23 protein-coding genes and 4 tRNA genes are annotated in these 24528 nt (G+C 67.1%); 14 read left to right on the forward strand and 13 right to left on the reverse strand.

What is annotated here, in order from left to right; all coding sequences use genetic code 11:
- The first annotated feature begins 19 nt into the window (after positions 1-19).
- Entirely contained in the window at positions 20-2350 is a 2331-nt protein-coding gene (locus tag OG716_RS30310; RefSeq protein ID WP_405133925.1) for an MMPL family transporter, read from the forward strand.
- A gap of 126 nt (positions 2351-2476) precedes the next feature.
- On the opposite strand, the gene OG716_RS30315 is transcribed toward OG716_RS30310, so the two are convergent.
- From OG716_RS30315 to OG716_RS30325, 3 genes are all read right to left on the reverse strand, one after another.
- Positions 2477-2564: transfer RNA gene (locus tag OG716_RS30315), tRNA-Ser, on the reverse strand.
- 54 nt (positions 2565-2618) lie between these two features.
- Positions 2619-3056, reverse strand: coding sequence for a nucleoside deaminase (locus tag OG716_RS30320; RefSeq protein WP_405140012.1), 438 nt, complete (start codon positions 3054-3056; stop codon positions 2619-2621).
- 125 nt (positions 3057-3181) lie between these two features.
- On the reverse strand, positions 3182-3721 hold the full coding sequence (locus OG716_RS30325; protein WP_297609877.1) for a tRNA adenosine deaminase-associated protein: 540 nt from the start codon (positions 3719-3721) through the stop codon (positions 3182-3184).
- A gap of 58 nt (positions 3722-3779) precedes the next feature.
- Here OG716_RS30325 and OG716_RS30330 point away from each other — a divergent pair, with 58 nt between their 5' ends.
- Positions 3780-4730, forward strand: a complete 951-nt coding sequence (locus OG716_RS30330) for a prephenate dehydrogenase (protein WP_405133926.1) — start codon at positions 3780-3782, stop codon at positions 4728-4730.
- Between the two features lie 72 nt (positions 4731-4802).
- On the opposite strand, the gene OG716_RS30335 is transcribed toward OG716_RS30330, so the two are convergent.
- Complete coding sequence (locus OG716_RS30335; RefSeq protein ID WP_405133927.1) at positions 4803-5405, reverse strand: putative glycolipid-binding domain-containing protein; 603 nt, start codon at positions 5403-5405, stop codon at positions 4803-4805.
- 440 nt (positions 5406-5845) lie between these two features.
- Between OG716_RS30335 and OG716_RS30340 the strand changes: the two genes are divergently transcribed.
- The 5 genes from OG716_RS30340 to OG716_RS30360 all read left to right on the forward strand — a co-directional run bounded on the left by OG716_RS30340 (position 5846) and on the right by OG716_RS30360 (position 9841).
- Positions 5846-6988, forward strand: a complete 1143-nt coding sequence (locus OG716_RS30340) for a DNA (cytosine-5-)-methyltransferase (protein WP_355125877.1) — start codon at positions 5846-5848, stop codon at positions 6986-6988.
- A 77-nt stretch (positions 6989-7065) separates the two neighbouring features.
- Positions 7066-7491 carry a very short patch repair endonuclease gene (locus tag OG716_RS30345; RefSeq protein WP_405133928.1) on the forward strand — a complete coding sequence of 142 codons (426 nt, stop codon included), beginning with the start codon at positions 7066-7068 and terminating at the stop codon, positions 7489-7491.
- Positions 7492-7601: 110 nt separating this feature from the next.
- Entirely contained in the window at positions 7602-8327 is a 726-nt protein-coding gene (locus OG716_RS30350; RefSeq protein ID WP_405133929.1) for a DUF998 domain-containing protein, read from the forward strand.
- Positions 8328-8336: 9 nt separating this feature from the next.
- Entirely contained in the window at positions 8337-9056 is a 720-nt protein-coding gene (locus OG716_RS30355; RefSeq protein WP_405133930.1) for a maleylpyruvate isomerase family mycothiol-dependent enzyme, read from the forward strand.
- Between the two features lie 269 nt (positions 9057-9325).
- The gene (locus tag OG716_RS30360; RefSeq protein ID WP_405133931.1) at positions 9326-9841 is read left to right on the forward strand and encodes a hypothetical protein; all 516 of its coding nucleotides are present in this window, start codon (positions 9326-9328) and stop codon (positions 9839-9841) included.
- 191 nt (positions 9842-10032) lie between these two features.
- Here OG716_RS30360 and OG716_RS30365 read toward each other — a convergent pair.
- The 3 genes from OG716_RS30365 to OG716_RS30375 form a co-directional block, all read right to left on the reverse strand.
- Positions 10033-10105 (reverse strand) — tRNA-Arg (locus OG716_RS30365).
- A gap of 58 nt (positions 10106-10163) precedes the next feature.
- Positions 10164-10253, reverse strand: a tRNA-Ser gene (locus OG716_RS30370).
- Positions 10254-10341: 88 nt separating this feature from the next.
- Positions 10342-11031 (reverse strand): dienelactone hydrolase family protein, encoded by a 690-nt coding sequence (locus OG716_RS30375; RefSeq protein WP_405133932.1) that lies wholly within the window; start codon positions 11029-11031, stop codon positions 10342-10344.
- Positions 11032-11154: 123 nt separating this feature from the next.
- Here OG716_RS30375 and hisC point away from each other — a divergent pair, with 123 nt between their 5' ends.
- Positions 11155-12228, forward strand: coding sequence for a histidinol-phosphate transaminase (gene hisC / locus OG716_RS30380; protein WP_405133933.1), 1074 nt, complete (start codon positions 11155-11157; stop codon positions 12226-12228).
- 67 nt (positions 12229-12295) lie between these two features.
- Here hisC and OG716_RS30385 read toward each other — a convergent pair whose 3' ends face one another.
- The 4 genes from OG716_RS30385 to OG716_RS30400 all read right to left on the reverse strand — a co-directional run bounded on the left by OG716_RS30385 (position 12296) and on the right by OG716_RS30400 (position 15371).
- A complete protein-coding gene (locus OG716_RS30385) occupies positions 12296-13348 on the reverse strand; it encodes an alpha/beta hydrolase (RefSeq protein ID WP_405133934.1) in 1053 nt (350 codons plus the stop codon).
- 149 nt (positions 13349-13497) lie between these two features.
- Positions 13498-13582: transfer RNA gene (locus OG716_RS30390), tRNA-Ser, on the reverse strand.
- Positions 13583-13616: 34 nt separating this feature from the next.
- Entirely contained in the window at positions 13617-14105 is a 489-nt protein-coding gene (locus OG716_RS30395; protein ID WP_405133935.1) for a MarR family winged helix-turn-helix transcriptional regulator, read from the reverse strand.
- 87 nt (positions 14106-14192) lie between these two features.
- The gene (locus OG716_RS30400; RefSeq protein WP_405133936.1) at positions 14193-15371 is read right to left on the reverse strand and encodes a lactate 2-monooxygenase; all 1179 of its coding nucleotides are present in this window, start codon (positions 15369-15371) and stop codon (positions 14193-14195) included.
- A gap of 319 nt (positions 15372-15690) precedes the next feature.
- On the opposite strand from OG716_RS30400, the gene OG716_RS30405 reads away from it, so the two are divergent.
- Positions 15691-16677 (forward strand): NAD(P)H-quinone oxidoreductase, encoded by a 987-nt coding sequence (locus tag OG716_RS30405; RefSeq protein ID WP_405133937.1) that lies wholly within the window; start codon positions 15691-15693, stop codon positions 16675-16677.
- Between the two features lie 16 nt (positions 16678-16693).
- Here OG716_RS30405 and OG716_RS30410 read toward each other — a convergent pair whose 3' ends face one another.
- Positions 16694-17899 (reverse strand): cysteine desulfurase-like protein, encoded by a 1206-nt coding sequence (locus OG716_RS30410; protein WP_405133938.1) that lies wholly within the window; start codon positions 17897-17899, stop codon positions 16694-16696.
- Between the two features lie 101 nt (positions 17900-18000).
- Here OG716_RS30410 and OG716_RS30415 point away from each other — a divergent pair, with 101 nt between their 5' ends.
- The 5 genes from OG716_RS30415 to rsgA all read left to right on the forward strand — a co-directional run bounded on the left by OG716_RS30415 (position 18001) and on the right by rsgA (position 22773).
- Entirely contained in the window at positions 18001-18585 is a 585-nt protein-coding gene (locus OG716_RS30415; protein WP_405133939.1) for a bacterial proteasome activator family protein, read from the forward strand.
- A gap of 163 nt (positions 18586-18748) precedes the next feature.
- The gene (locus OG716_RS30420; protein WP_405133940.1) at positions 18749-19573 is read left to right on the forward strand and encodes an ABC transporter permease; all 825 of its coding nucleotides are present in this window, start codon (positions 18749-18751) and stop codon (positions 19571-19573) included.
- Positions 19574-19580: 7 nt separating this feature from the next.
- A complete protein-coding gene (locus OG716_RS30425) occupies positions 19581-20396 on the forward strand; it encodes an ABC transporter ATP-binding protein (protein WP_405133941.1) in 816 nt (271 codons plus the stop codon).
- A complete protein-coding gene (locus OG716_RS30430; protein WP_405133942.1) occupies positions 20393-21370 on the forward strand; it encodes a glycosyltransferase in 978 nt (325 codons plus the stop codon). The genes OG716_RS30425 and OG716_RS30430 overlap by 4 nt, the downstream gene beginning before the upstream one ends.
- Positions 21371-21627: 257 nt before the next feature.
- The gene (gene rsgA / locus OG716_RS30435; protein WP_405133943.1) at positions 21628-22773 is read left to right on the forward strand and encodes a ribosome small subunit-dependent GTPase A; all 1146 of its coding nucleotides are present in this window, start codon (positions 21628-21630) and stop codon (positions 22771-22773) included.
- Between the two features lie 222 nt (positions 22774-22995).
- Here rsgA and OG716_RS30440 read toward each other — a convergent pair whose 3' ends face one another.
- Entirely contained in the window at positions 22996-24525 is a 1530-nt protein-coding gene (locus OG716_RS30440) for an alpha/beta fold hydrolase (protein ID WP_405133944.1), read from the reverse strand.
- Positions 24526-24528 lie beyond the last annotated feature (3 nt).

Consider the following 24528-nt stretch of genomic DNA (forward strand, 5'->3'; position numbering starts at 1 on the left):
CCATCGCCAGGAGAGTCCCGTGTCCGTTTACCTCTATCGGTGGGGAAAGTTCGCCTTCCGCCGAAAATGGCTCATTATCGGTGTCTGGCTGATCTCGCTGATCCTCATCGGCGGCGTCGGCGGCTCACTCGCCAAACCCTTCCAAGACAGTTTCACCATGCCCGGGCTGCCGTCCGAGCGGGCGACCGAAATCCTCGACAAGCACTTCCCGGGCGCCTCGAACGATTTCGACCCCAATGCGGTCACCGGCACCTACGTGATCGGCGCACCGGCCGGTGAGAAGCTCACCGACCCGAAGAACGCGCAGACCCTTCGGGCGTTCGTCGACAAGCTCAACGGGCTCGACATCATCGACAAGTCCGTCCCGGCGGCCGACCCGATCGACCTCACCAAGAAGATCGGTGACGCGTCCAAGATCGACTGCCTGTCCGCCGACCCGGCCGTGCGCAACTCCCCGGACTTCTCCGGGTCCTGCAGTAGCGCGCCGCTGAACGTGCTGAACAAGACCGCGCCCGATTCGGTCGCCATGGTCAAGGCGAAGTTCAATATCGCGAAGTTCGCGGATATCACCGCCGACAACCGGACCGCCGCGTACGGCATCGGCGATGACGCGCGCGCCGCCGGATTCACGGTCGAGATGAGCGGTTCCATCGCACAGGATCCGGGCGGCTCCTCGGGCAGCTCGGAAATGATCGGCATCGCGGTGGCGCTGGTCGTCATGATGGTCGGCTTCGGCGCGGTCGTCGCGGCGTTCGTGCCGATTCTCACCGCGCTCGTCGGCGTGGGCACCGCCATCTCCATCATCATGTTCGGCACCCACTGGCTGACCGTGCCGACCTTCACGCCGGTGCTGGCCTCGATGATCGGCCTGGCGCTGTCCATCGACTACGCCATGTTCATCGTCTCGCGATACAAACATGAACTGACAGTGTCGAATTCGCCGGAAGAGGCGGCGGGCACCGCGGTCGGCACCGCCGGATCCGCGGTCATCTTCGCGGGTCTGACGGTCATCATCGCGCTGGCCGGACTGAGCTTCGTCGGCGTCAGCTTCCTCACCTACATGGGTATTTTCGGTGCTGTCGCGGCCTTCATGGCCGTGCTGGTGGCCATCACCCTGATGCCCGCGCTCATGGGCGCCTTCGGCCGCTTCCTGTTCAAGCCGAAACTGCCCGGTGTCGCACGGCACGATCCCGAGGACGAGAGCTCCGTCACCAACGGCATGCGCTTCGCCAATCTCATCGGCAAGGCGCCCGCACTGACCCTCGCGATCTCGGTGGTCCTGCTCGGTCTGCTGGCCGCACCCGCGGCCGGTATGCAGCTGGGCCTGCCCGGCGGCGATTCGATGCCGAAGGACACCTACCTCTACAAGGCGTACGAACTGCAGACCGCCGGCTTCGGCGAGGGTTCCAACGGCACCCTGATGTTCGCCGTCGATATGAGCAAGACGCCGGCCGATCAGCGCACGGAAGCCCTGAATGCGCTGCGCGACAAGGTGGCCCACGCCGACGGTATGGACTACCTGACCGTCGCACAGACCAGCAAGGACGGCGAGGCCGCACTCTTCACCGGTGTGCCCAAGGCCGGGCCGAACGACAAGGTCACCAAGGATCTGGTCAAGAACGCCCGCAATGCCGAATCGGAATTCAACAACCGCTACGGCATGGAATACGGCATCACCGGCACGACCGCCATCTACGCCGATGTCTCGGCGGGCCTGCTCAGCAAGATCGTGCCCTACCTGGCGATCGTGGCGGGCGCGGCCTTCCTGCTGCTGGTGCTGGTGTTCCGGTCGATCCTGGTACCGCTGACCGCCGCGCTCGGCTTCCTGCTCTCCATGGCGGCGACCTTCGGCGCGACGGTGCTCATCTTCCAGGAGGGCAAGTTCGGCCTGGTCGATCCGCATCCGCTGGTGTCGTTCCTGCCAATCATGTTGATCGGCTTGGTATTCGGTCTCGCCATGGATTACCAGGTCTTCCTGGTGACCCGTATGCGTGAGGAATACGTGCACGGCAAATCCGCCAAGCAGGCCATGATCAGCGGCTACCACCACGGCGCCCGCGTCGTGACCTCCGCCGCCGTCATCATGATCTCGGTCTTCAGCGCCTTCATGCTGGACCCGAACGTGGTGGCCAAGTCCATGGGCTTCGCCATGGCCGCGGGCGTCCTGCTCGACGCCTTCGTGGTCCGCATGGTCCTGATCCCGTCCCTGCTGGTCCTGCTCGGCAAGTGGGCCTGGTGGATCCCCAAGTGGCTCGACCGCATCCTCCCCGACATCGACGTCGAGGGCACCAAGCTCGCAGCCCTCAAGGGCTCCGCCCCGGTGCTGGACAAGGAACCGGCCGCAGTCTGACCTGTCACAGCGCTCGGCCCCCACTCGATTCGAGTGGGGGCCGAGTGCGTTCTCGGGTGCTCCGAAGCTGCGGATGCTCCAAAGAAAAAGCCCCGCAACAGGTTTCCCTGTTGCGGGGCTTCTCAGCGGTGGCGGAGGGATTTGAACCCTCGGAGGGGGGTTACCCCTCACACGCTTTCGAGGCGTGCTCCTTAGGCCGCTCGGACACGCCACCGCCGGTGACATTACCGCAGCACCCGCCCAATCCCGAAATCGGCTGGGGAGGGGGTCAGGGGCGCTGGGTGCGGAAGAAAGTGTCGAGGAGTGCGGCGCAGTCGGATTCGAGGACACCGCCGCGGACCTGGGGGCGGTGATTGAGACGTCGGTCACGGACCACGTCCCAGAGTGAGCCGACGGCACCGGTTTTCGGTTCCCAGGCGCCGAAGACGAGTTTGCCCACGCGGGACAGGACCAGGGCGCCGGCACACATGGTGCACGGTTCCAGGGTGACGGCGAGGGTCGCGTGTTCCAGGCGCCAGCCGTCGCCCATGACCCGGGCCGCCGCGCGCAGGGCGAGGACCTCGGCGTGTGCGGTCGGATCGCCGAGGGCCTCGCGGGCATTGGCGGCGCGGGCCAGTTCGCGGCCGGAGCCGTCGAAGACCACCGCGCCGACGGGGACGTCGCGGGGGTCGGCCAGCTGTGCGGCTTCGATGGCCGCACGGATCATCGCCTCATCGGAGAGCGGCGCGGAGTCCGCGCCGGAGACTGCCCCGGACAGCGATACGGCGCTACCCGGCCGCGAGGGCCCGGTAGCGCCGGTGGACGCGTTGTGACGGCTCATCCCGGCCGGGATCAGCGCGGGAGTTTGTCGAGCACCGCCGAGAACTCATTGGCGAAGCCGAGTCGCTGGGCGATCATGCCGAGCTGTTCGTCGGGATAGAGGTCGGTTTCGGCCAGGATGACGCTGAGGACCGGTTCGGGGAGACCGAGGTCGGAAAGAACGCCCAGGTCACCCTCTTCCCAGGGCTCGACGTCGTCGAGATCGTCCGGATCGATATCCGGAATCTCGACGTTCAATTCCTCGAGCACATCGGCGGCGATGTCGTAGTCGACGGCGGCAGTCGCATCCGAGAGGAGGATTCTGCTGCCGGTCGGGCCCGGACGGAGGATGATGAAGAACTCGTCGTCGATATCGAGCAGACCGAAAACGGCGCCGGAAGCTCGCAGCTCACGCAATTCGGCCTCGGCCGCGGACAGACTGGAGAGGGCCTCCGCACTCAGCGGAGTGCATTTCCAGTCGGCTTCTTCGCGGACAACCGCCACTGCGAACCCTTCCACGTCGTCGTACTCATCCGACGCCGCCCTGTTCGTGCTCGAGCGCTGTGCTGCCATGGGCGCAACGGTAGTCCGCTTCGGGGCAAATGTTGAAGTCGTATGCGAATCTGATGGCATGAGCGGCCATTCGCAAACAGCTGTCTGTGTCCTCGGCGCCGGGTTGATCGGCGGATCGGTGCTGCGCGCCGCCGCGGCGGCCGGTTACGACGTGTGGGGATACAACCGGTCGGAGGCTGGCGCCGAGGCCGCACGGGCCGACGACTTCGATGTGACCAGCGCAATCGAACCGGTGCTGCGGCGTGCCGCCGAGACCGACGCGCTGATTGTGGTCGGGGTGCCCATGCCCGCCCTGGACACCATCCTGTCGGACGTGAAGTCCTTCGCACCGGACTGCGCGCTCACCGATGTGGTGAGTGTGAAGGCCCCGGTCGCGGCGGCCGTGCGGCGGCACGAGCTCGGCGGGCGGTACGTGGGCGGGCATCCGATGGCGGGGACCAGCGAGTCCGGTTGGGCCGCATCCACTCCCGACCTGTTCCAGCGGGCCGCCTGGGCGGTCAGCGTGGATCCGGGGACGCACGCGGGCGCCTGGGAGCGGGTGGCGCGGCTCGCGCTGGACTGCGGATCCGTGGTGGTGCCCGTGCTCAGCGAGGAGCACGATCGCGCGGTCGCGCGCATCTCGCATCTGCCGCACGTCTTCGCGGAGGCCCTCGCCATCCAGGGCGGCGGCGGCGGACCGCTGGCGCTCGGCCTGGCGGCGGGCTCCTTCCGCGACGGCACCCGCGTCGCCGCCACCGCACCCGATCTGGTCCGCGCCATCTGCGACCCCAATTCGGCAGCTCTGCTGGAGGTCCTGGAAGACGCCCTGCGCGTCCTCGAGGGCGCTCGCGACACGCTCCGATCGGGCGGCACCATCGGCCAACTCGCCGACGCCGGTCACGACGCCCGAGTCGACTTCGACGACAACGAACGCTGGGCCATCACCGAAATCCGCCCGGGAGACCAGGATTGGCTCGCCCGGCTCGCCGACGCCGGACGCCGCGGCGGAGTAATCGAGTCCCTGGACTGACCACTCCCGGCATTCCTCGACGCCCAGCCCCGTCCGCGCGAGGCGATTTCGGCCGGGATGCCGGGGCCTGATTCAGATGCGTTCGGCCAGGCCCGGGTAGTCGAGGAGGAAGCCGTCGTCGTCGACCGTGACGGTGGCGGTGGAGACCGGGGAGAGGACGTGGATGCCGTCGGCTCCGCTGCTGTAGGTGACGCTGGCCTCCTGCACGAGCAGGTCGGGGAGGCGGACGTAGACGACCGGGACGGTGACGTCCCCGCTGGCGTGCGCCAGGCCGTAGCGGCGGATGGGCAGGGTGTTGAAGAAGGGGCTCAGCACCACGTCGACGTCGAGGGCGCCGCCGAAGGTGGAGCGCACATGGGTCCCGCCGGCATCGATCAGCCAGTAGTTCTCTTCGTCCCGGGCGATGGAGGCGTGCCGTTCCCCGGTGGCCAGGGTGCTGCGCAGCGACAGCCGCCGCGTCACCCCGTTCTCATCGGTGACCAGGTCGTATGACGCGCTGAACGCCGGATGATCCGCACACTCACCGGCAATGATGCGCCCGGCCGCGCGAATCCGGTTGCCGCTGAGCACCACCCGCGCCGACTCCATGCGCGACGAATTGTGCGCACGCCAGGTCAGTATCGACGGCCATTTCGACACCGCCGGTCTAGAGTCCTCGCTCCCGCTCTCCGTCACGCTATAACCGTACGTGCAGCGCGTTCCGGCCCCGCGACCCACGCGGCCACGCGCCCGCAACTGCGCGGGCAGGCACCAGCCGACGCGCCTCCGGGGCGATGTCATCACAGTGCCCGGGTCATCAGGCGGCCGGTCCTTACCGTCCTGCGCTGCCACCTTCTTCCTGGTCGGCGACCCCGTCGCGCGGTCACCGCCCAGGTGCTCACCGCGATCTTCGCGTGAGCAGTTCCGTTGCGGGCGGAAGCACTGTGGGCCGCGCGGGCCGCTGTCAGGTTTATCGGCGTGTCGCGGGCGTGATTGCCCGGTCGGCGGGGCTCGGCGTGCTAGCTCGCCGGTTATGCCCGGTGTTGAACGTGGGTGGGTTCGCGGGACTCGAGTAACGTAGTCGCGGGTGTTTGGGGAACTCGTGGTTGAAAGGAATCGGTGTGACTGGCGCGCGGATGGTCGGGCTGTTCGCCGGGATCGGCGGGCTGGAGCTCGGACTTTCGGCGCACGGGTGGCGCAGCGAGTTGCTGTGTGAGATCGATGCGGGCGCGCAGGGGGTGCTGGCGGCGCACTTTCCCGACGTCGAGTTGCATTCGGATGTGAAGCGCTTGCGGTCACTGCCCGCGGGGACGGAGTTGGTCGCGGCCGGGTTCCCGTGCCAGGACCTGTCGCAGGCGGGCCGGACGGCCGGAATCACCGGTGCCCGTTCGGGTTTGGTGGACGAGGTGTTCCGGCTGGTGCGCCGCAAACGCGGCCCGCGCTGGCTGCTGATGGAGAACGTGCCGTTCATGCTGCAGCTGGGCGGCGGTGCGGCGATGCGGCACATTACGAGCGCGCTGGAGGAGCTCGGCTACCTGTGGGCATACCGGGTGGTCGACGCGCAGGCATTCGGGCTGCCACAGCGCCGCCAGCGGGTGCTCATGCTGGCCTCGCGCACCGAGGATCCGCGCCCGGTGCTCTTCGGCGCCGATGCCGGACCGCGCACGGTCGGCGATCCCGAGCACGATCCGTGCGGCTTCTACTGGACCGAGGGCACCCGCGGCCTGGGCTGGGCGGTGAACGCGGTGCCGACCGTGAAGGGCGGTTCGGCCCTGGGCATTGCCAGTCCCCCGGCGGTGCGCCTGCCCTCCGGTGAGATCGTCACGCCCGGCATCACCGATGCCGAACGCCTGCAGGGCTTCGATCGGGATTGGACCACACCGGCTCTCGATGTTCCGGGGGTGCGGCCGGGCCATCGCTGGAAGCTGGTCGGCAATGCGGTGAGCGTGCGCATGGCGTCCTGGGTCGGCGGCCGGCTGGCCGAGGCCGTCGACGACCCCTTCGAGGAGGGCGAACCGCACACCCGCCGCGCCTGGCCCGCCGCCGCCTGGGGGCGCGACGGCGTGGTCTACCGAGTTCCGGTGTCCACCTGGCCCGTTCACGCGCCGTACGAGGATCTGCGCTGGTTCCTCGACGATGTCCGCCTGCTGTCCGCCCGCGCCACCGCCGGATTCCTGCGCCGCACCAGCATGGGCACGCTGCGATTTCCGCCGGGCTTCATCGAGGATATGGAGAACCACCTCGACCGCATGGGCGGCTTTCCGCGCGAAGCCGCCTGACGTCCTCCCACCGGGTCCCGAAGCTACTCCCACCGGCGGCAATGCCCCGTCCACCGACACGGTGGTAAGCCGTAATTGTGACCTCCTCCGCCCAGCGCCCCGCGACCGATGCGGCGACCAGTGCCCGGATGGCGAAGCAGCGCAGGGTGAATACCGCGCCGGAATTGGCGCTGCGCCGGGAATTGCACAGGCGGGGTGCGCGGTTCTTCATCGATAGGGCGCCCCTGCCGAAGCTGCGCAGGCGGGCCGACATCATTTTTCCGCGGCGGAAGGTGGCGGTGTACGTGGACGGGTGCTTCTGGCACAGCTGCCCCGAACACGCCACCGCGCCGAAGAACAATGCGCAGTGGTGGGCAGAGAAATTGGCCGGGAATGTGGCACGGGATCGGGACACCGATGCGCGATTGGCGCAGGCGGGCTGGACGGTGGTGCGGGTCTGGGAGCACGAATCGCCCGATTCGGCTGCCGACCTGGTGATGCGAAGTTTGATGCGGACAGCGTGAGAATCGACCGAGCTGATGCGCGACAATGGACTGATCACCGGACCGTCCGACCAGTCCGGACAGCTGCACTGCGAGAGCGAGCGAGGCCGGCGAAAGCGAGTACGGCGATGATGCCAACAGAGCAGCAACAGGCGGCAGCGACTCCGGACGAGTCGCCGCCGACGCCGCGCTGGAAGCGGATGCTCCGCTGGTTGATCGCCCTCCTGATCGCTCTCGCGGGGCTGGGCTACTCCTCCTGGGTGCTGGAGTTCCTGCTACCCATCCCCAGCGATCCGACCAATACCTTCCTGAGTCAGCTCGCCGAGAAGGGCGCACCGTTCCGCTGGGTGTTCACCACCGGCGATACCGTCTCGGGCACCATGCTGGCGGTGGCCGGCATCAGCGGGCTGCTGTTGTTCTCGCGCCGCCGGTATTCGAACATCGGCTGGATTGCGCTCATGTGTTTCGGCATCTCGACCATCGCGGATGCGCAATTCTCGCTCTCGCAACCGGATCCGAACAAGCACGTGTATTCCGATACCGGGCTGTTCCCGCAGTTGCATCAGATCCACGCGCTCACCAGCACGCTGGCGGTGTTCTCCATCTATATCGCGATGGTCGCGTTCAGTGTGGCGGCGTTCAAATACCGGCGCTGGCCGATTCTGCGGCACACCGGGCTGTGGATTCTGATCGTCGGTGCGGTGGTGACGGCGTGGATGATGATCGCCGACAATCTGCCCGGCAATTACGGTCTCGGAATCGCGCAGCGCATCCAGGTGGGCGCCATGTCGCTGTGGCTGATCGTGCTCGCGGTGCAAATCGTTGTGGCCGAACGCGATCGCGGCACCGCTGGGTAGGGTCGAGTGGTGACCAGCGACGCACCGGAACTCACCGCGATCCCCACGCAGCTCGATACTGTCGCCGCCGCGACCGCCCGCCTGCTCGGCGCCGTCTCGGCCCTGCACGACGCCGATGTGGTGGAGCCCTCGCTACTGCCCGGATGGAGCCGCGGCCATGTGCTGGCACATCTGTCCCGCAATGCCGACAGTCTCGTCAATCTGCTGCTGTGGGCCCGCACCGGCATCGAAACCCCGCAGTACGCAAGCGCGTTCCTGCGTGACGCCGATATCGAGACGGGTGCGCCGCGCGCCCTGCACGAGCAGCTGGAGGACCTCACGGCCGCCTCCGAACGCTGGCTGGCGCTGGCCCGGGTGATGCCGCAGGAGAGCTGGCAGGCCGTCGTCCGCAATCGCCAGGGCGGCGAGATGGCCGCCACCCGCGTGGTGTGGATGCGCCTGGTGGAGGTGGAGATTCACCATGTGGATCTGAATACCGGTTACACCCCGGCGGATTGGAGCAGCGCCTTCGTGGATCGCCTGCTGCCCCAGGCCGTTGCCGATCTCGCCGCCAAGGAGCAGGGCCCCGGTTTCACCGTCACGGCCACCGATACCGGCTGGTCCGGCGCCGTCGGCACGCCGGGCGCCACGATCACCGGCCCGGCCACCGCGCTTGCCGCCTGGCTCGTCGGCCGTTCCCCCGGTGGCGATCTCACCGGCGATCTCCCGGATCTCGCCGCCTGGAAGTGAGCGGCGCGCGGATTCGCCTGTGCCGCAGTCCCTGAATCGGAAAGCCTGTCCGCACCGAGCGGACAGGCTTTCTTCTTATGCCGACCCCGGTCGGTGGAAATAGCACCGAGTTACGGTGTCGTCGAACACAATTGCGGCGGATACGAATAATGGGACCCGGACTTGATTCGGCGACCGCGATCATATAGAACTTGATCGTTGTCATTCGCAACGCGAAACGTTCTGCACGCCAGCTAATTTGAGCGTGCGGCGGGGGTTAAGGAAAAATCATGCGCAAGACCATGTCCAATTTCGGTCGCAAGGCTCTCATTGCGGCATTGCCGCTCGCCGTCGCCGCGACCTTCGCGAGCGCGGGAACGGCTTCCGCCACTGCCCCCGATCTCGCCCCGCAGTCGGCCGCCGTCGTCCAGATGGCCGTGACTCCGGAAGCCCCGATCGCGATTCAGCCCGCGGCCGCCATCGCCCAGCCCGCCGCCCCCGCCATCGCTCAGCCCGCCGCCCCCGATGTCGCTCAGTCCGTCGCTGCCGAGGCCGAGGCCGTGAGCGCGCCGGGTCCGCAGAACATCGCCACCAATCCGGATGCGGCCAACCATGATCCGCTGGCCAACGGTGCGGCCCTGGGCGGCATCATCGGCGGCGTGACCGGAGCCGTCGTCTGCGCCGTCACCATTATCGGCATTCCCCTCATCCCGCTCTGCGCCGTCGGCCCCGCGCTGCAGCTGGCCCTGGTCGGCATGCTCGTCGGCGCGCTCGCCCCGCAGGTGATTCCGCAGGTCCTGCCCTGATCCCTCGGGATGAATGATTCTTCCGGCAGCCGAACCGAATTCGGCCACCGGAAGGAGGCACTGCCGAAATACAGCACAGCCTGATCGAGTCGGGGACGCCCGACTCGAACATGGCCGGGGACGCCCGATTTATACAGGCCGGAAACGTCAGAAGCCCCTCCGCACCGAGCGGAGGGGCTTCTGTCTTTGTGTGCGCCCGAAGGGATTCGAACCCCTAACCTTCTGATCCGTAGTCAGATGCTCTATCCGTTGAGCTACGGGCGCATGGCTATTCATTTATGTACCCAGCGAACCGGGGTCTTGCAGCCCGGTGAACCGGGCTTGGCGGAGGCGAGAGGATTTGAACCTCCGGTCCCCGTGAAGGGACAACTCATTAGCAGTGAGTCCCATTCGGCCGCTCTGGCACGCCTCCTGGAGCCTTCTCTTACGAGGGCGCCGGTCCTTTCGAACCGCCGGGATGAAAGATTACACAGCAGTCGACCATTAGACAAAACGGCTGGTCAACGTAGGTGACTGTCGAACCAATCGAAGATCCGGGTGCGCGCGTCGAGGGTGAAGGCGTCGTCGAGGTCGGCCGGTTCGAAGCCGGGGTGGTCTGGACGGTGGTGCAGCCCGGGGTAACTGACCACCAGGGTGGCGACAACGGCGCGGGCCGCGGCATCACGCAGGCGGTCGATATGGTCGGGCGGGGTGCGCGGATCGTCCGCACCGAACAGGCCCAGCCAGGGCGCCTGCAGATTCGGGGCGGCGGCGATGAGCGCGACGGCCTGTGGGGTGAGCGCGGTGTCGATGCCGGGCGCGGCCACGCTGACCGCCGCACCGATCCGGCGATCGGTGGCCACCAGGGCCGCCGCGGTGCCCGCGGAGTCGAAGCCGAGCACGCCGACGCAGTCGCGGAAGACGCCGCGGCCGGTCAGCCAGTCGAAACAGGCGTCGAAGTCTTCGAAAAGATCCGCGCCGAACACTTTGTCGGGAACCACGCCGTTGGCTCGGTGGAACAGGTCGGGGGCGACCACGGTCCAGCCGTCGTCGGCCAGTGACCGCATGAGTTCCAGCAGTGGGTCGGTGAATTCGCGTGATTCGTGCAACACCACGATGCCGCCGCGTGCGTGACCGTCCGGTTCGATCACTATGAGAGGAACCTTTGTCTTCTCGTGCACAGGCGCAAGATCTCGGAAAATGCCCGCCATGCAGCCAGAGTAGTTGCGCAAGGTAACTTCGGGATTAATGTTTGCGGGAGGCCGCCGCCCCGGAGATTTTCCGGGTACGGCACCACCGAAGGGGCTCGACGGGCCGGGACATAGGCTGGAGCTGTGAGCGCGCACATCCGTCCGGACCTCGATGTCATCCCGGCCTACGTGGCCGGCCGCACCCAGCCCGGCGTGGTGAAGCTGGCCAGCAATGAGACCACCTTCCCGCCGCTACCTTCGGTAGCCAAGGCCATTGCCGAGGCCGCGGAGCAGGTGAACCGGTATCCGGATAATTCGGCGCTCGAATTGCGCACCGCCATCGCGGAATTCCACGGCGTCGAGGTGGCGAACGTGGCGGCCGGGTGCGGCAGTGTCGCGATCTGCCAGGAGCTGGTGCAGATCACCTGCCTGGCGCCCACAGATGAGGTGCTTTTCGCCTGGCGCTCTTTCGAGGCGTACCCGATCGTCGCCCAGGTGGCCGGGGCCAAGGCCGTGCAGGTGCCGCTGGACGGCGAGTACGCCCACGATCTGGACGCCCTCGCGGCGGCAGTGACGCCGAATACCCGCGTGGTCATCGTCTGCAATCCGAACAATCCGACCGGTACCGCGCTCGGGGCGGCGGCCATCACCCGCTTCCTGGATGCCGTGCCCGCGGACGTACTGGTGGTGCTGGACGAGGCCTACTACGAGTACATGCGCCTCGACGATCAGCCCAACGGTGTCGAGCTGGGCCGCGATCGCCCGAATGTGCTTGTGCTGCGTACCTTCTCGAAGGCGTACGGGCTGGCCGGACTCCGCGTCGGTTACGCGGTCGGCGCTCCGGAGGTCATCACCGCGCTCATGAAGGTGCATATCCCGTTCAGCGTGAACCGGGTGGCGCAGGCGGCGGCCATCGCGTCCCTGGAGGCGCGGCACGAACTGCTGGAGCGCACGGATGCCGTTGTGGCGGAACGTGATCGCATACGGGACGCGCTGCTCGCGGCGGGCTACCAGGTGCCGGTCAGTTCGTCGAACTTCGTCTGGCTGCCGCTGGGCGCCCGCAGCGCCGAGTACGGCGAGGCGAGTGCCGAGGCGGGCGTGCTCATCCGCCCCTACGGCGCCGACGGGGTGCGGGTCACCGCGGGCGACCCGCACGAGAACGATCTGTTCCTGAGCTTCGCCACCGCGCCGGAGACCGTCGCCCGCTTCCTGGGCTGAGCCACCGCCCGCTACCGGTACCCGGCCACGGTCCGCTTCCCGGCTGGGCCACAGTCGATTTCGCGCCTCAGCCGATTCCGAGTCCGTCGGCGAGGGTCTGCCAGGAGCGCGGTAATTCGTCGGCCCAGTAGGGCCACGAGTGCGTCCCGGTGAGGCGGCGGTCCACCACCGCCGGGATGCCGAGCTGCCCGAGGCGATCGGAGAGCTGGCGGGTGCACATATCCGCCCCTGCCTCGAGCGGTCCGCCGAACAGAATGGCGCTGCGCGCGTCCGGATTCCCGGGACCGTCGTGCTCCCCGGGGATACCGCTGCCGGAGGACAGGTAGATGGCCTTGCCGCGCAACGCTTCCGCGTGATTGACCACATCGTGTTCGGCCCACTGCGGATTGTCGGACGGCCCGAACATATTGTCCGGATCTCCGCCGAAGGTGCCGATCACCGCGCGCGCCTGGGCCTGGCCGAAGTCGGAACTCATTGCGTAGCAGCCGCTGTGCGCCCCGATCGCCCGGTAGAGGTCCGGATGACGCACGGCGAGCATCATCGCGGCCTCAGCGCCCATCGAGACACCCGTAAGGCCGTTCATGCCATTGCCTTCGAAGCGCGCATCGAGCAGCGGCGGCAATTCCCGGGTGAGGAAGGTTTCCCAGCGGTTGGTGCCGAGCTTGGGATCGGCGTGCAGCCAGTCGGTGTAGTAGCTGGCGGGCCCGCCGAGGGTGAAGACCACATTCACGTACTTGTCGGCGAAGAAGTTCAGGGCGCCGCCTTTGACGGCCCAGTTGTTCACATCGGGTGCGGCGCTGCGGCCGTCGAGCATGTAGAGCGTGGGGCGAGGGGTGCCGCGGTCGGCGGGGACCAGCACCTGGACATCCACGACGCGGCCCATGGCGGGTGAGACGACCGAGACGCGCAGCAGGCGGTCACCCACATTCTCGACGTGCGAGATGGCCGCGTGCATCGGATGTACGGGATCGACCGCGGGCGGCGACTCCTCATTGGAGCCGGAGTCGACCGGCGGCTGCGCGAGGGCGAGCGAAGGCGACAGCACCGCCGCACCGGCGAACAGTGCGGCGCTGGCCAAGGCGCCGGCAAGGCGACGCCGTACTCGACGGCGGCGATCCACAGCAGCGATCCTGCCAGAAGGCGACAGCGACGAGGTGACCCTCCGCGCGAGTCTCCGCCAACGGTGAGTCGCGCCACACTCAACGGGAAAGCCCTGCTTACAGAGGTGGGCACCGGCTCGAAAGCCGGTGCCCACCTCTGGTTTTCCAGCGGAAGCGGAGGGATTTGAACCCCCGGTCGCTCTCACGACGTCCGCTTTCAAGGCGGATGCATTCGGCCACTCTGCCACGCTTCCAGGGCACTGATGGTAGCGGATGCGCCCGCCGGGGCTAGTCGGAGCGTTGGTCGGACGCGAGGTTGACCAGTTCCATGGCCGCGGCCACCGCGGCGAGTTGCTGCGGTGTGAACAGTTCGACGAAGTAGCGGCGGACGGCGGCCACGTGACCGGGTGCGGCGGCCCGCAGCCGGCGCATGCCCTCATCGGTGAGCTGGGCCAGTACACCGCGGCCGTCGTCCTCGGCGGGTATCCGCCGGACCACGCGCTGACCTTCGAGGCGGCGGATCTGGTGGGTGAGGCGGCTGCGGGAGGAGAACACGCCATCGGCGAGATCGCTCATGCGCAGGGACCGGCCGGGCGCCTCGGAGAGTTTCACGAGAATGCGATAGTCCGCGAAAGAGAGTGCGCTGTCGCGCTGCAATTGCCGATTGAGGTCGGCCATCAGGCGCTGGGAGCCTTCCATATAGGCCCGCCACGCGCGTTGCTGCTGCGGCGTGAGCCATTTCGGTTCGACCGCCGGGCCCTCGGTTCCGACTGCCACGGTTTCATTGTATTGGCCGGTACCGCGCCGTGGCTGCGCACGGCCCCATGACGACACATTCCCATCGGGGCCGCGTGTCACCGGGTTTCAGATCCGATAGGAGGAGATCATGGTGCGGCTCAGGTCGTCGAGGGTGGTGCAGCCCGAAAGTCCCATGGCCGCATCGAAATCCGCGAGCAGGGTGCGCAGGGCGTGGCGGACGCCGTCCCGGCCGGCCAGGCCCAGACCGTAGGCCCAGGGGCGGCCGTACAGGACGGCCTTGGCGCCGAGCGAGAGCGCGATCATGATGTCGGAGCCGGTGCGGATGCCGGAATCGAAGAGCACATCGGCGCGATCACCGACCGTCGCGACAATGGTCGGCAGGGCGTCGAGCGCGGCGATGGCGCCGTCGACCTGACGGCCGCCGTGATTGCTCACGATCACCGCATCCGCGCCCGCGTCCACACATTGGCGCGCGTCATCGGGGTGCACGACACCCTTGACGGCAATGGGCAATTCGGTCCAGTCCCGCAGTCGCGCGATATCGGCGGGCCGCAGGCCGTGATTGCCGAAAAGCCCGAGCCAGGTGAGGACGGCCGCCCGCATGGCCTCCTCGCTCTGCTCCGGCGGCGCCGCGAGTTTCGCGCGAAAGACCGGATCGGACAGGTAATTGGCCATGCCCTTGCCGTGCAGGAACGGCAGGTGTCCCAGCGCCAGATCCCGTGGCCGCCAACCCAGAGCGGGCGTATCGATGGTGACGACAATGGCTTTGGCGCCGGCCTTTTCGGCGCGCTCGACAAAGGAGCGGGCCAATTCCGGATCGTTGGGCCAGTACAGCTGATACCACCAGTCACCGGCCAGGGCGCCAGCCTCTTCGATGGTGGAGGAGCCCGCGGTGGAGAGCACCATGCCGATGCCGAGTTCCCGGGTGACCTCGGCGACCACGGTCTCGCCGCGCTCGTGCAGCAGGCCGAGGACACCGATGGGCGCGGTGAGAACGGGTGCGGCCAAATGGGTTCCGAGCACCTCCACCGACAGATCGCGGGCGCCGGGCCCGCTGGTGCCGCGCAGCATGCGGGGCATGAGCCGGTATTTCTCGAAGGCGTGCAGATTGGCTGCCGCGGTGCGTTCGGCCGAGGCGCTGCCCGCCACATAGGCGAAGGCCGCCGGTTCCAGTTCTTCCCGGGCGCGGGCTTCGAGTCCCGCCGCCGTCATCGGTAGCGAAGGGACGATGCCTGCGAGTCCGGAAAGGTAGATCTCGTTCTGGAAATCGACGAAACTGCTCATTCGGCAAACGCTAGTACCAACACCCAGGGTCCGGGCGGGGTCGGAAGTTCTTTCCCGGTGCGTAACCTACGTCGGAATCGATGCGGTTCAGCGGTTGCGGACACGCACCAGCGCGCGCGGCGACTCGGCCGCGACAAAGCCGGAAATCGCCATTGCGGTGAAGATGGTCAGCGCGCCCACGGCGGTCAGTATGCCGATCATGGTTTCTCCCTTTTCGAAGTGGTCACTCCACGATGACCGGAGAAGCTGACAGGATGCTGTGTCCCCGCCGAGCCTGGCCTGACAGTAATCGTTCGGAACGAGCCGTACGCTCGGTTTCATGTATGCGGTGACACTCGACGGATTCGGTGAGCCCGATGTCATGAAATGGGCGCAGGTGCCGGACCTGCCCGCGCCCGGACCGGGCGAAGTAGTGATCGAGGTGACGGCCGCGGGGGTGAACCGCGCGGATCTGATGCAGCGTCAGGGCTTCTATCCCCCGCCGCCCGGTGCGAGCGAGACGCTCGGCCTGGAATGTTCCGGTGTGATCGCGGCGGTCGGCCCCGGGGTGCGGGATTGGCAGCGGGGCGATCAGGTCTGCGCGCTGCTCTCCGGCGGTGGCTATGCCGAGCGGGTGCTGGTGCCGGAAACCCAGGTGCTGCCGGTGCCCGAGGGCCTGGATGTGGCTGCGGCAGCGGCGCTTCCGGAGGTCGCTGCCACGGTCTGGTCGAATCTGGTGATGCGGGCGGGGCTGCACAGCGGGAATTTGCTGCTGATTCACGGCGGCGGTAGCGGAATCGGCACGCACGCCATTCAGGTGGGCCGGGCGCTGGGCGCCCGGGTCGCGGTGACCGCCGGATCCGATGCGAAACTGGAGCGCTGCCGGGAACTGGGCGCGACGGTGCTTATCAATTACCGCGAGCAGGATTTCGTGACCGTGCTCCAGAGCGAATACCCCGGCGCGGACATCATTTTCGACAATATGGGCGCGGCCTACCTGGAACGCAATGTGGAGGCGCTCGCCGAGGACGGGCAGTTGGTCATCATCGGTATGCAGGGCGGGGTGAAGGCCGAACTGAATCTCGCTGCGCTGCTGGGCAAACGCGGCACCATTCATGCCACCAATCTGCGCCGCCGCCCGGCGCACGGCCCCGGCTCGAAGGGCGAGATCATCGCCGAGCTGCGCAAGCACCTGTGGCCGCTGATCGCCGAGGGCACCGTGGTTCCGGTGGTTTCGGCCGAGCTGCCCATTTCCGATGCGGCACAGGCGCACCGGCTGCTGGACTCCGCCGATACGGTCGGCAAAGTCATTCTGCGGATCGAATAGCTGGGTATCGAGCTGGTCAGGTATCGAGCGCGGTGAGCGCGCGGCCGAGCTGATCGATCTCGAATTTGGTGGTGTAGGGCGCGAGGCCGATGGTGACGGCCCCGCCCTCGTCATTGACGCCGAGCGCATCGAGCAGCCGGCTGCCGCCGTGCGATCCGCTGAGCGTGCCTATGCGCGCGTCGGCCAGCTTGGCGGAGACCTTCTCGGCCTGCATTCCGGAGATGGTGAAACTCACCGTCGGAATGCGGGTGGAGGCCCGGCCGATCACGGTCAGATTCGGGATCTGGTCGAGGACCGACATCAGATGTTCGAAGAGCTGATCGTGATAGTCCTGCAGTGAGGTGATGGACATTTCGAGGCGTTCGCGGCGGGTGCCGGTGGCGCGCTCGTCGAGTCCGGCCAGGAAGTCGACGGAGGTGGCGAGCCCCGCCAGCAGCGCGTACTGGTGGCCGCCGACCTCGAGGCGTTCGGCCCCCTTGGCATACGGATTCAGCGACATGGACGGAATGCGGTCCAGGAACGCGGGATCGCGGAAGACCAGCGCGCCGATCTGCGGGCCACCCCAGGCGGGTGCGCTCAGCGCGATCACATCGGCATTGAGTTCATCGATATCGATGAGCGCGTAGGGCGCCGCGCCGAAGCAGTCGGCGACCAGCAGACCGCCGACCTCGTGCACCCGATCGGCGGCCACCCGCACGGCGGGTGCGGAGCCGACGATGGGCGAGGCGGCCGTCAATGCCACCAATCGGGCGGTGGGGCCGATGAGTTCCTCGAACTGCCAGGCCGGCATTTCGCAGGTCTCGATCTCCACCTCGGCCCAGCGCACATGTGCGCCATAGCGATTCGCGATGCGCAGCCAGGGCGCGACATTCGCCTCGTCATCCAGGCGCGACAGCACGATCCCGGTGCCCAGACCCAGCCGGGAGCTGAGCGATTCGGCCAGCCAGGCGAGCAGTACCGCCCGATCCGGGCCGAGCACCACGCCCGCCGGATCGCCGCCGACCAGATCCGCGACCGCCTCGCGGGCGGCCTCCAGAATGGCGGCGCTGCGCTTGGCCGCGCCGTGCCGATTGGTATGCGTGAAGGCGGAGGTCCGGAAACCCGTTGATACGGCGCGCGATACCGAATCCGGAACCAGCATGCCTGATTGCGGGTCCAGGTGGATCCAGCCGTCGCCCAGGCCAGGTATGAGGCCCCGAACCCGCGCGACGTCGTAAGTCATGCTGGCCACTCTAAAGGCAGAGGGCAAGTCGGCGTAACGGTGTGTGTGGTTTGGGTGGGTGCCGCTTAGCGCCGTCGGCGGTGACGGGACATGATGGAGGCATGACGCAATCGGATGGGGCGCCGGAATCCATTGTCGTGTTCGGCCCCGAGGGCAAGCCGCTGATGATTCCCGCTGCCGTGCAGGTGGGCGGCGAGGCCACCGAGTTCACCGGACAGGTTGTCGGTGCGGCTAATTCCGACGAATCGGTCGAGCAGGAAGAGTCGTTGGCCGACATGGTGGAACAGCCCGCAAAGGTCATGCGCATCGGCACCATGATCAAACAGCTGCTGGAGGAAGTCCGGCACGCACCACTGGACGACGCCAGCCGCACCCGCCTGCGTGACATCCACCGCACCTCCATTCGCGAACTCGAACAGGGCCTCGCCCCCGAACTCCGCGAAGAGCTCGAGCGCCTCGCCCTGCCCTTCAGCGATGACGTCATTCCCTCCGACGCGGAATTGCGAATTGCCCAGGCGCAGCTGGTCGGCTGGCTCGAAGGTCTCTTCCACGGCATCCAGACCGCCCTGTTCGCACAGCAGATGGCGGCTCGCGCCCAACTGGAACAAATGCGGCAGCTGCCCCCGGGCTCGACCACCGCCGATCCCCGCGGCCACGGATCACCGGGCGGCGGCCAGTACCTCTGAGCCATCGGATTCCGCCGGATTCGCGCCACAGTGACGCAGCTCCCCCGGGGTCGGCGGTAGGTTCTCGCCGCAAAGCCCGGGCTATTAGATAGGGTCGGGTGCTGTGCCTGCTGCTGCTCCCCCCGACTCGGCGACGATCGAAGCGCGCCTGGACAATGAACCGGTGCCGCTAGTGTCGGACTCTCAGTCCTTCAGCCGAGCCCGGAAGGACTTCCGCGACGGATTCGCCCAGCGTGAGCTATGGCTCGCGCTCGGCTGGCAGGACATCAAGCAGCGCTATCGCCGCTCGGTGCTCGGTCCGTTCTGGATCACCATCGCCACCGGTTTGCAGGCCGCCGCGATGGGGTTGCTGTACGCCACCCTGTTCGGGCAGTCGCTGAGCTCGTATCTGCCCTATGTGACAGTCGGCTTGATCGTCTGGAATGTGATCAATGCCAGCATTCTCGAGGGCTCGGATGTCTTCATCGCCAACGAGGGACTGATCAAACAGCTGCCGTCGGCGCTGAGCGTGCATGTGTACCGCTTGGTGTGGCGGCAGTTTCTCTTCTTCGCGCACAACCTGATCATCTATGTGGTGATGCTGCTCGCATTCAGCATCTGGCGGCATCTGCACTGGTCGGTGCTGCTGGCGATTCCCGGACTGCTGCTGCTGTTCATGAACGCGCTCTGGGTGACGATCGTGTTCGGTATCTTCAGCACCCGGTACCGCGATCTCGCGCCGATCCTGGGTAGCACCACGATGATGCTGTTCGTGCTGACTCCGGTCATGTGGAAGCCCTCGGCCCTCAACGGCCAGGCCAGCGATCGTGCGAAACTGGCGGAAATCATCCCCACCTTCCACTACCTGGAAATCGTGCGCGCACCCCTGCTGGGTGATCCGATCCACCTGCACAGCTGGCTGATCGTGGTGGCCATCACCGTCGTGGGCTGGATCATCGCGATACTGGCTATGAAGAAGTTCCGTTCCCGCGTCCCCTACTGGGTGTGAAGGCTTCATGACCGACAATGTGAGTATCGAAACCCAGAACGCCTGGGTCGAGTTCCCGATCTTCGACGCCAAATCCCGATCGCTGAAGAAGGCGGTGCTGGGGTCGGCCGGTGGCGCCATCGGGCGCAACCAATCCGATGTGGTGGTGGTCGAGGCGCTGCGCGATATCACGCTGTCGCTGAAGGAAGGCGATCGCGTCGGTCTGGTCGGCCACAATGGCGCGGGCAAATCCACACTGCTGCGGCTGCTTTCGGGCATCTACGAACCGACCCGCGGTACCGCGCGGATTCGCGGGCGGGTGGCTCCGGTCTTCGATCTCGGAGTCGGTATGGACCCGGAGGTCTCGGGTTACGACAACATCATCATTCGCGGCCTGTTCCTCGGACAGTCGCGGAAACAGATGCTCGCCAAGATCGACGAAATCGCCGAATTCACGGAATTGGGCGACTATTTGACAATGCCGCTGCGCACCTACTCCACGGGTATGCGGGTGCGGCTGGCCATGGGCGTGGTCACCTCCATCGACCCGGAGATCCTGCTGCTCGACGAGGGCATCGGCGCGGTCGACGCGGAATTCATGAAGAAGGCGCGTATTCGCCTGCAGGAATTGGTCTCTCGGTCCGGTCTGCTGGTTTTCGCCAGCCATTCCAACGAATTTCTGGCCCAGCTGTGCGATTCGGCTATGTGGATCGATCATGGACAGGTACGCATGCATGGCGGCATCGAAGAAGTAGTCCGCGCGTACGAAGGCCCGGAGGCGGGCGATCACGTGGCACAGGTGCTGCGGGATTTGGAACGTGAACCGGAACGGAATCCCGCATGAGCGAGCCCAGCGAGCGACCATCGAGCCCGGTGGACCAGACCACCCCCAACTTCGCGGACGATGCCCGCATCGTCGCCATTGTCGTCACCCATAAGCGCCGGGAACTGCTGGCCGAATCGCTGAAGGTGCTCTCCACCCAGACGCGGCCGGTCGACCATCTCATCGTCATCGACAACGGCAACGAGTCCGAGGTCGGCGATCTCGTGCGCAATCAGCCCATCGAATCCACCTATCTGGGTTCGGAGCACAATCTCGGCGGCGCGGGCGGTTTCGCGCTCGGCATGCTGCACGCGCTGAGCATGGGCGCGGACTGGGTGTGGCTGGCCGATGACGACGGCCGCCCGGACGGGCCGGAAGTGCTTGCGACGCTGTTCGATTGCGCCAAGCGGCATCAGCTGGTCGAGGTGTCGCCGGTGGTCGCCGATATAGACGATCCGGACAAGCTGGCCTTCCCGCTGCGCCGCGGCGTGGTGTGGCGGCGGCTGCGGTCCGAGCTCGGCGACGAGGATTTCCTGCCGGGCATCGCCTCGCTCTTCAATGGCGCGCTGGTGTCCGCGCAGGCCGTGGACATTATCGGCGTGCCCGATCTGCGGCTGTTCGTGCGCGGCGACGAGGTGGAGGTGCACCGCCGGCTGGTGCGTTCCGGACTGCCGTTCGGCACCTGTCTGCAGACCGCCTACCTGCATCCGAACGGGTCGGAGGAGTTCAAGCCGATTCTGGGTGGGCGGATGCACACGCAGTATCCGGACGATCCGGTGAAGCGCTACTTCACCTACCGCAATCGCGGGTACCTCATGTCGCAGCCGGGTATGCGAAAGCTGTTGCCGCAGGAGCTGGCTCGCTTCGGGTGGTACTTCCTGATGCAGCAGAAGGATCCGCAGGGATTCATGGAGTGGCTGCGTCTGCAGCGGCTCGGGCGGCGCGAGCAGTTCCGCAAGCCCGAGGCCGGCGCGCCGGGCAAGACGCCGTCCTGACGGCGGCAAAAGCGCTGGTAGGAAAATCGATTGCGCCGATACGGGCAGCCTGACAGGGTTGTCCCGTTCTTGTTCGGCGCGTGATCGCCTCGGTGATCGCCTGGGGAGAGTTGAGGGGGTGGAATACGTGACTGCAGCACGGATTGTCGTGCCCGCGCGAGGTTCGTTCGATCGAACCGGCGCGCCGCGCGTACCCACCTCGAATTTCCCGCGCTGAGTCCTCGAACGGGCTCGGCCCGTCGAAGGACTCTCCCATCATGTCTGTGGTCGATTTCGACCTGCTCGCCCCCTATGGCTGGACCGCCTCCGTGGCCGCCGAATACCTTCCGCTGCTCGGCAATTCGCTGATTCCTGCGCGGGTGCTCCGCATGGATCGCAGCGAATGCGATGTGGCCGTGCCCATTTCCGGTACCCGGCTGCCCGATCAGGCTGCCGCCGTTATCGTGCGGGCTCGCTGCCCGCGCCCGGATTCCGAGGTCAGCGGCCTGTGCACGGGCGACTGGGTCGCCCTGGGCAGTGATTCGGGGCAGCTGCCCGCCACGCGCGGGATGCTGAACAATGCGGTGGTGCGGCAATTGCTGCCGCGGCGCACCGCGATCATGCGGGCCGCGGTGTCGGGGCACTCCGATTCCCGCGGCCGCGCGGCCGATCAGGTCCTCGCCGCGAATGTGGACGTCGTGCTGATCTGCACGCCCGGTGACGGGGATGTGGATCTCGGGCGCATCGAGCGCATGCTCGCCCTGGCCTGGGAATCCGGTGCGCAACCGGTGGTCGTGGTGACGAAAGCCGAACTGGCTCCGGATCTTTCGCTCGACGAGGTGCGCGCCGTCGCACCCGGCGCCACGGTGCTCGCGGTGAGTGCCGCCACCGGTCTCGGCATGGAGTCGCTCATCGCCGTCCTGGACGGCACTGTCGCCCTCCTCGGCCCCTCCGGCGCGGGCAAATCCACACTCGCCAATGCCCTCCTGGGCGCGGAAGTGTTCGCCACCAACGAGGTTCGCGAAGGTGATAAGCGCGGCCGGCACACCACGGTGCACCGCGAACTGCGCCCACTCCCCACCGGCGGGACCCTCATCGATACCCCGGGCCTGCGTTCGATCGGGCTCCGGGAAGCCGCCGAGGGCCTGGGGCGGACCTTCAGCGATATCGAATCCTTGGCTGCCAGTTGCCGTTTCGCCGACTGCTCCCACAACCAGGAGCCGGGGTGCGCGGTGCTGGCGGCAATCGAAGCGGGCGCCCTCCCCCGGCGGCGGCTGGACAGCTACCGCAAACTGATCCGCGAAAACGATTGGATGGCCGCCCGCTCCGACAGCCGCCTGCGCGCCGAACGCCAGCGCGCCTGGAAACAAATCAACAAGGACCAGCGCCGAATGTATAAGGATCGCAGCCAATTCGGCCGCTAGAACTGGTCAATCGATCACTGGGCTCCGGTGGTGGCGACACGCCGCCAACTCCCGCCACCAGAGCCCACTCGACGAATCCACCCCACCCTCGAGACTCCCTCGACCACCTCGATGTCACCTGGGTGCTCTGCCGCTGTGCCGAACGGCTCGAGGCCGCGGGCATCTCGTGAAAGCGAGTGCCGAATGGGCGCTGTGCGGGTTGGACGAGTGATCACCAGGAGGTTAGTCCTTTTGGCAGGTGAGGTCGGTGGAGGGGAGGGTGCCGTCTTTGAGGTAGGTGTTGACGGCGGAGTAGACACAGGTGTTGGGGTAGCGGCCGAAGATCCAGTGGATGGCTACGTTGTCGAGGGTGACCATGCGGGAGGCGGTCAGGGCGCGGTGCATGCCTTCGGCGTTCGCGTAGGTGGTGCGGGTGTCCCCGGTGGATTGCACGATCAGGGCGGGGATCGAATTGTTCACCACCGTGGGCGCTTCGATGGGGGGCGCCCAGAATGCGCACGGGGTGATGTTGTTGGTGAAGGCGCCGAAGACCGGCTGGGTGGCGCGGGCGGCTTCGATATTGCGCCAGTACCAGGCCGGATCGCGGGGGACGGCGACGTCACCGCACATGATCGCCATTTGCGCCGAACCGTCCGACGGGAGGGCGCGCACCATGTAGGCGAGGGCTCTGGTGGTGCCTTCGTCGGGCTGTACCGCGCGGCCGTCGGCGGCGTCGGCGAGCAGTCGCACCTGTTCCGCGACCTGCTTATGCTGCCGCGGATCGTCCAGTCCGGCGAACAGCAGCATGGGCAGATCGTGCTGATCGACGTCGAATTCACCGACCCGGAGCGGTTTTTCGGCCGCGCGGCGTATCAGATCGACCACGGTGGCACGCACTTGATCCCGGGTGCTGCCGAGCCGGTAGTCGCCATTGTGCGCGGCGGTCCAGTCCGCCCAGTCGTCGAGGGCGGCTTCGTTCGCGGGGCCCATGTCCTGGGTCATCTGGACCGCGCCGTAGCGCGCGGGATCGACCGCGCTGTCCAGCACGATGCGATCGCTGCGCTGGGGGAACATCTGGGTGAAGACCGAGCCGAGGTAGGTGCCGTACGAGGTGCCGTAGTAGCTGACCTTCTCCTCGCCGAGTGCGCCGCGAATGACGTCCATATCGCGGGCGGTATTGCGGGTTGTGACGTGGCGCAGCCAATCGCCCTCGGTGGTGGCGCAGCGCAGTGCGAGATCCGATTGTGTCGCAACGGTTTCGGTGTAAGCCCTGGCGTCGATGCCCGCCGATTGCAGGCCGAAGCCGCGGGGCCACTTGCAGTTCACGGGGGTCGAGCGGCCGACACCGCGCGGGTCCATGCCGATGAGGTCGTAGCGGGCGCGGACGTCGGGGGTCATGGCCGCGCCGACATCCACCATGAAGTCCAGGCCCGGACCGCCGGGACCACCGGAATTGGAGAGCATGACGCCGTGCCGTTGCGCCGGGTCGGTGGCAGCGATGCGGGAGATCGCGACGGTGATCGTCTTACCTTGTGGCTCTGCGTAATTCAGTGGCACGGTGATATCGGCGCACTGGGCCCTGGCCTCGTCCAGTCTCGGGTTGTCGCAGGGTTTCCATTCCGGGCGCTGACTGTAGAAGCGGTCCAGGCCGGCGGTCGGGGACGGGTCGGCGCTCGCCCGATCGGTGATCACGGTGCTGGTCACCGCGGTGGCCGCGGCGACGGCGGCGACGGCGGTCAAGGCGGCGAAGGCGATGGTGTATTTGCGGCGCATGGC

The organism is Nocardia sp. NBC_01388, assembly GCF_045040085.1.
Lineage (GTDB): Bacteria > Actinomycetota > Actinomycetes > Mycobacteriales > Mycobacteriaceae > Nocardia.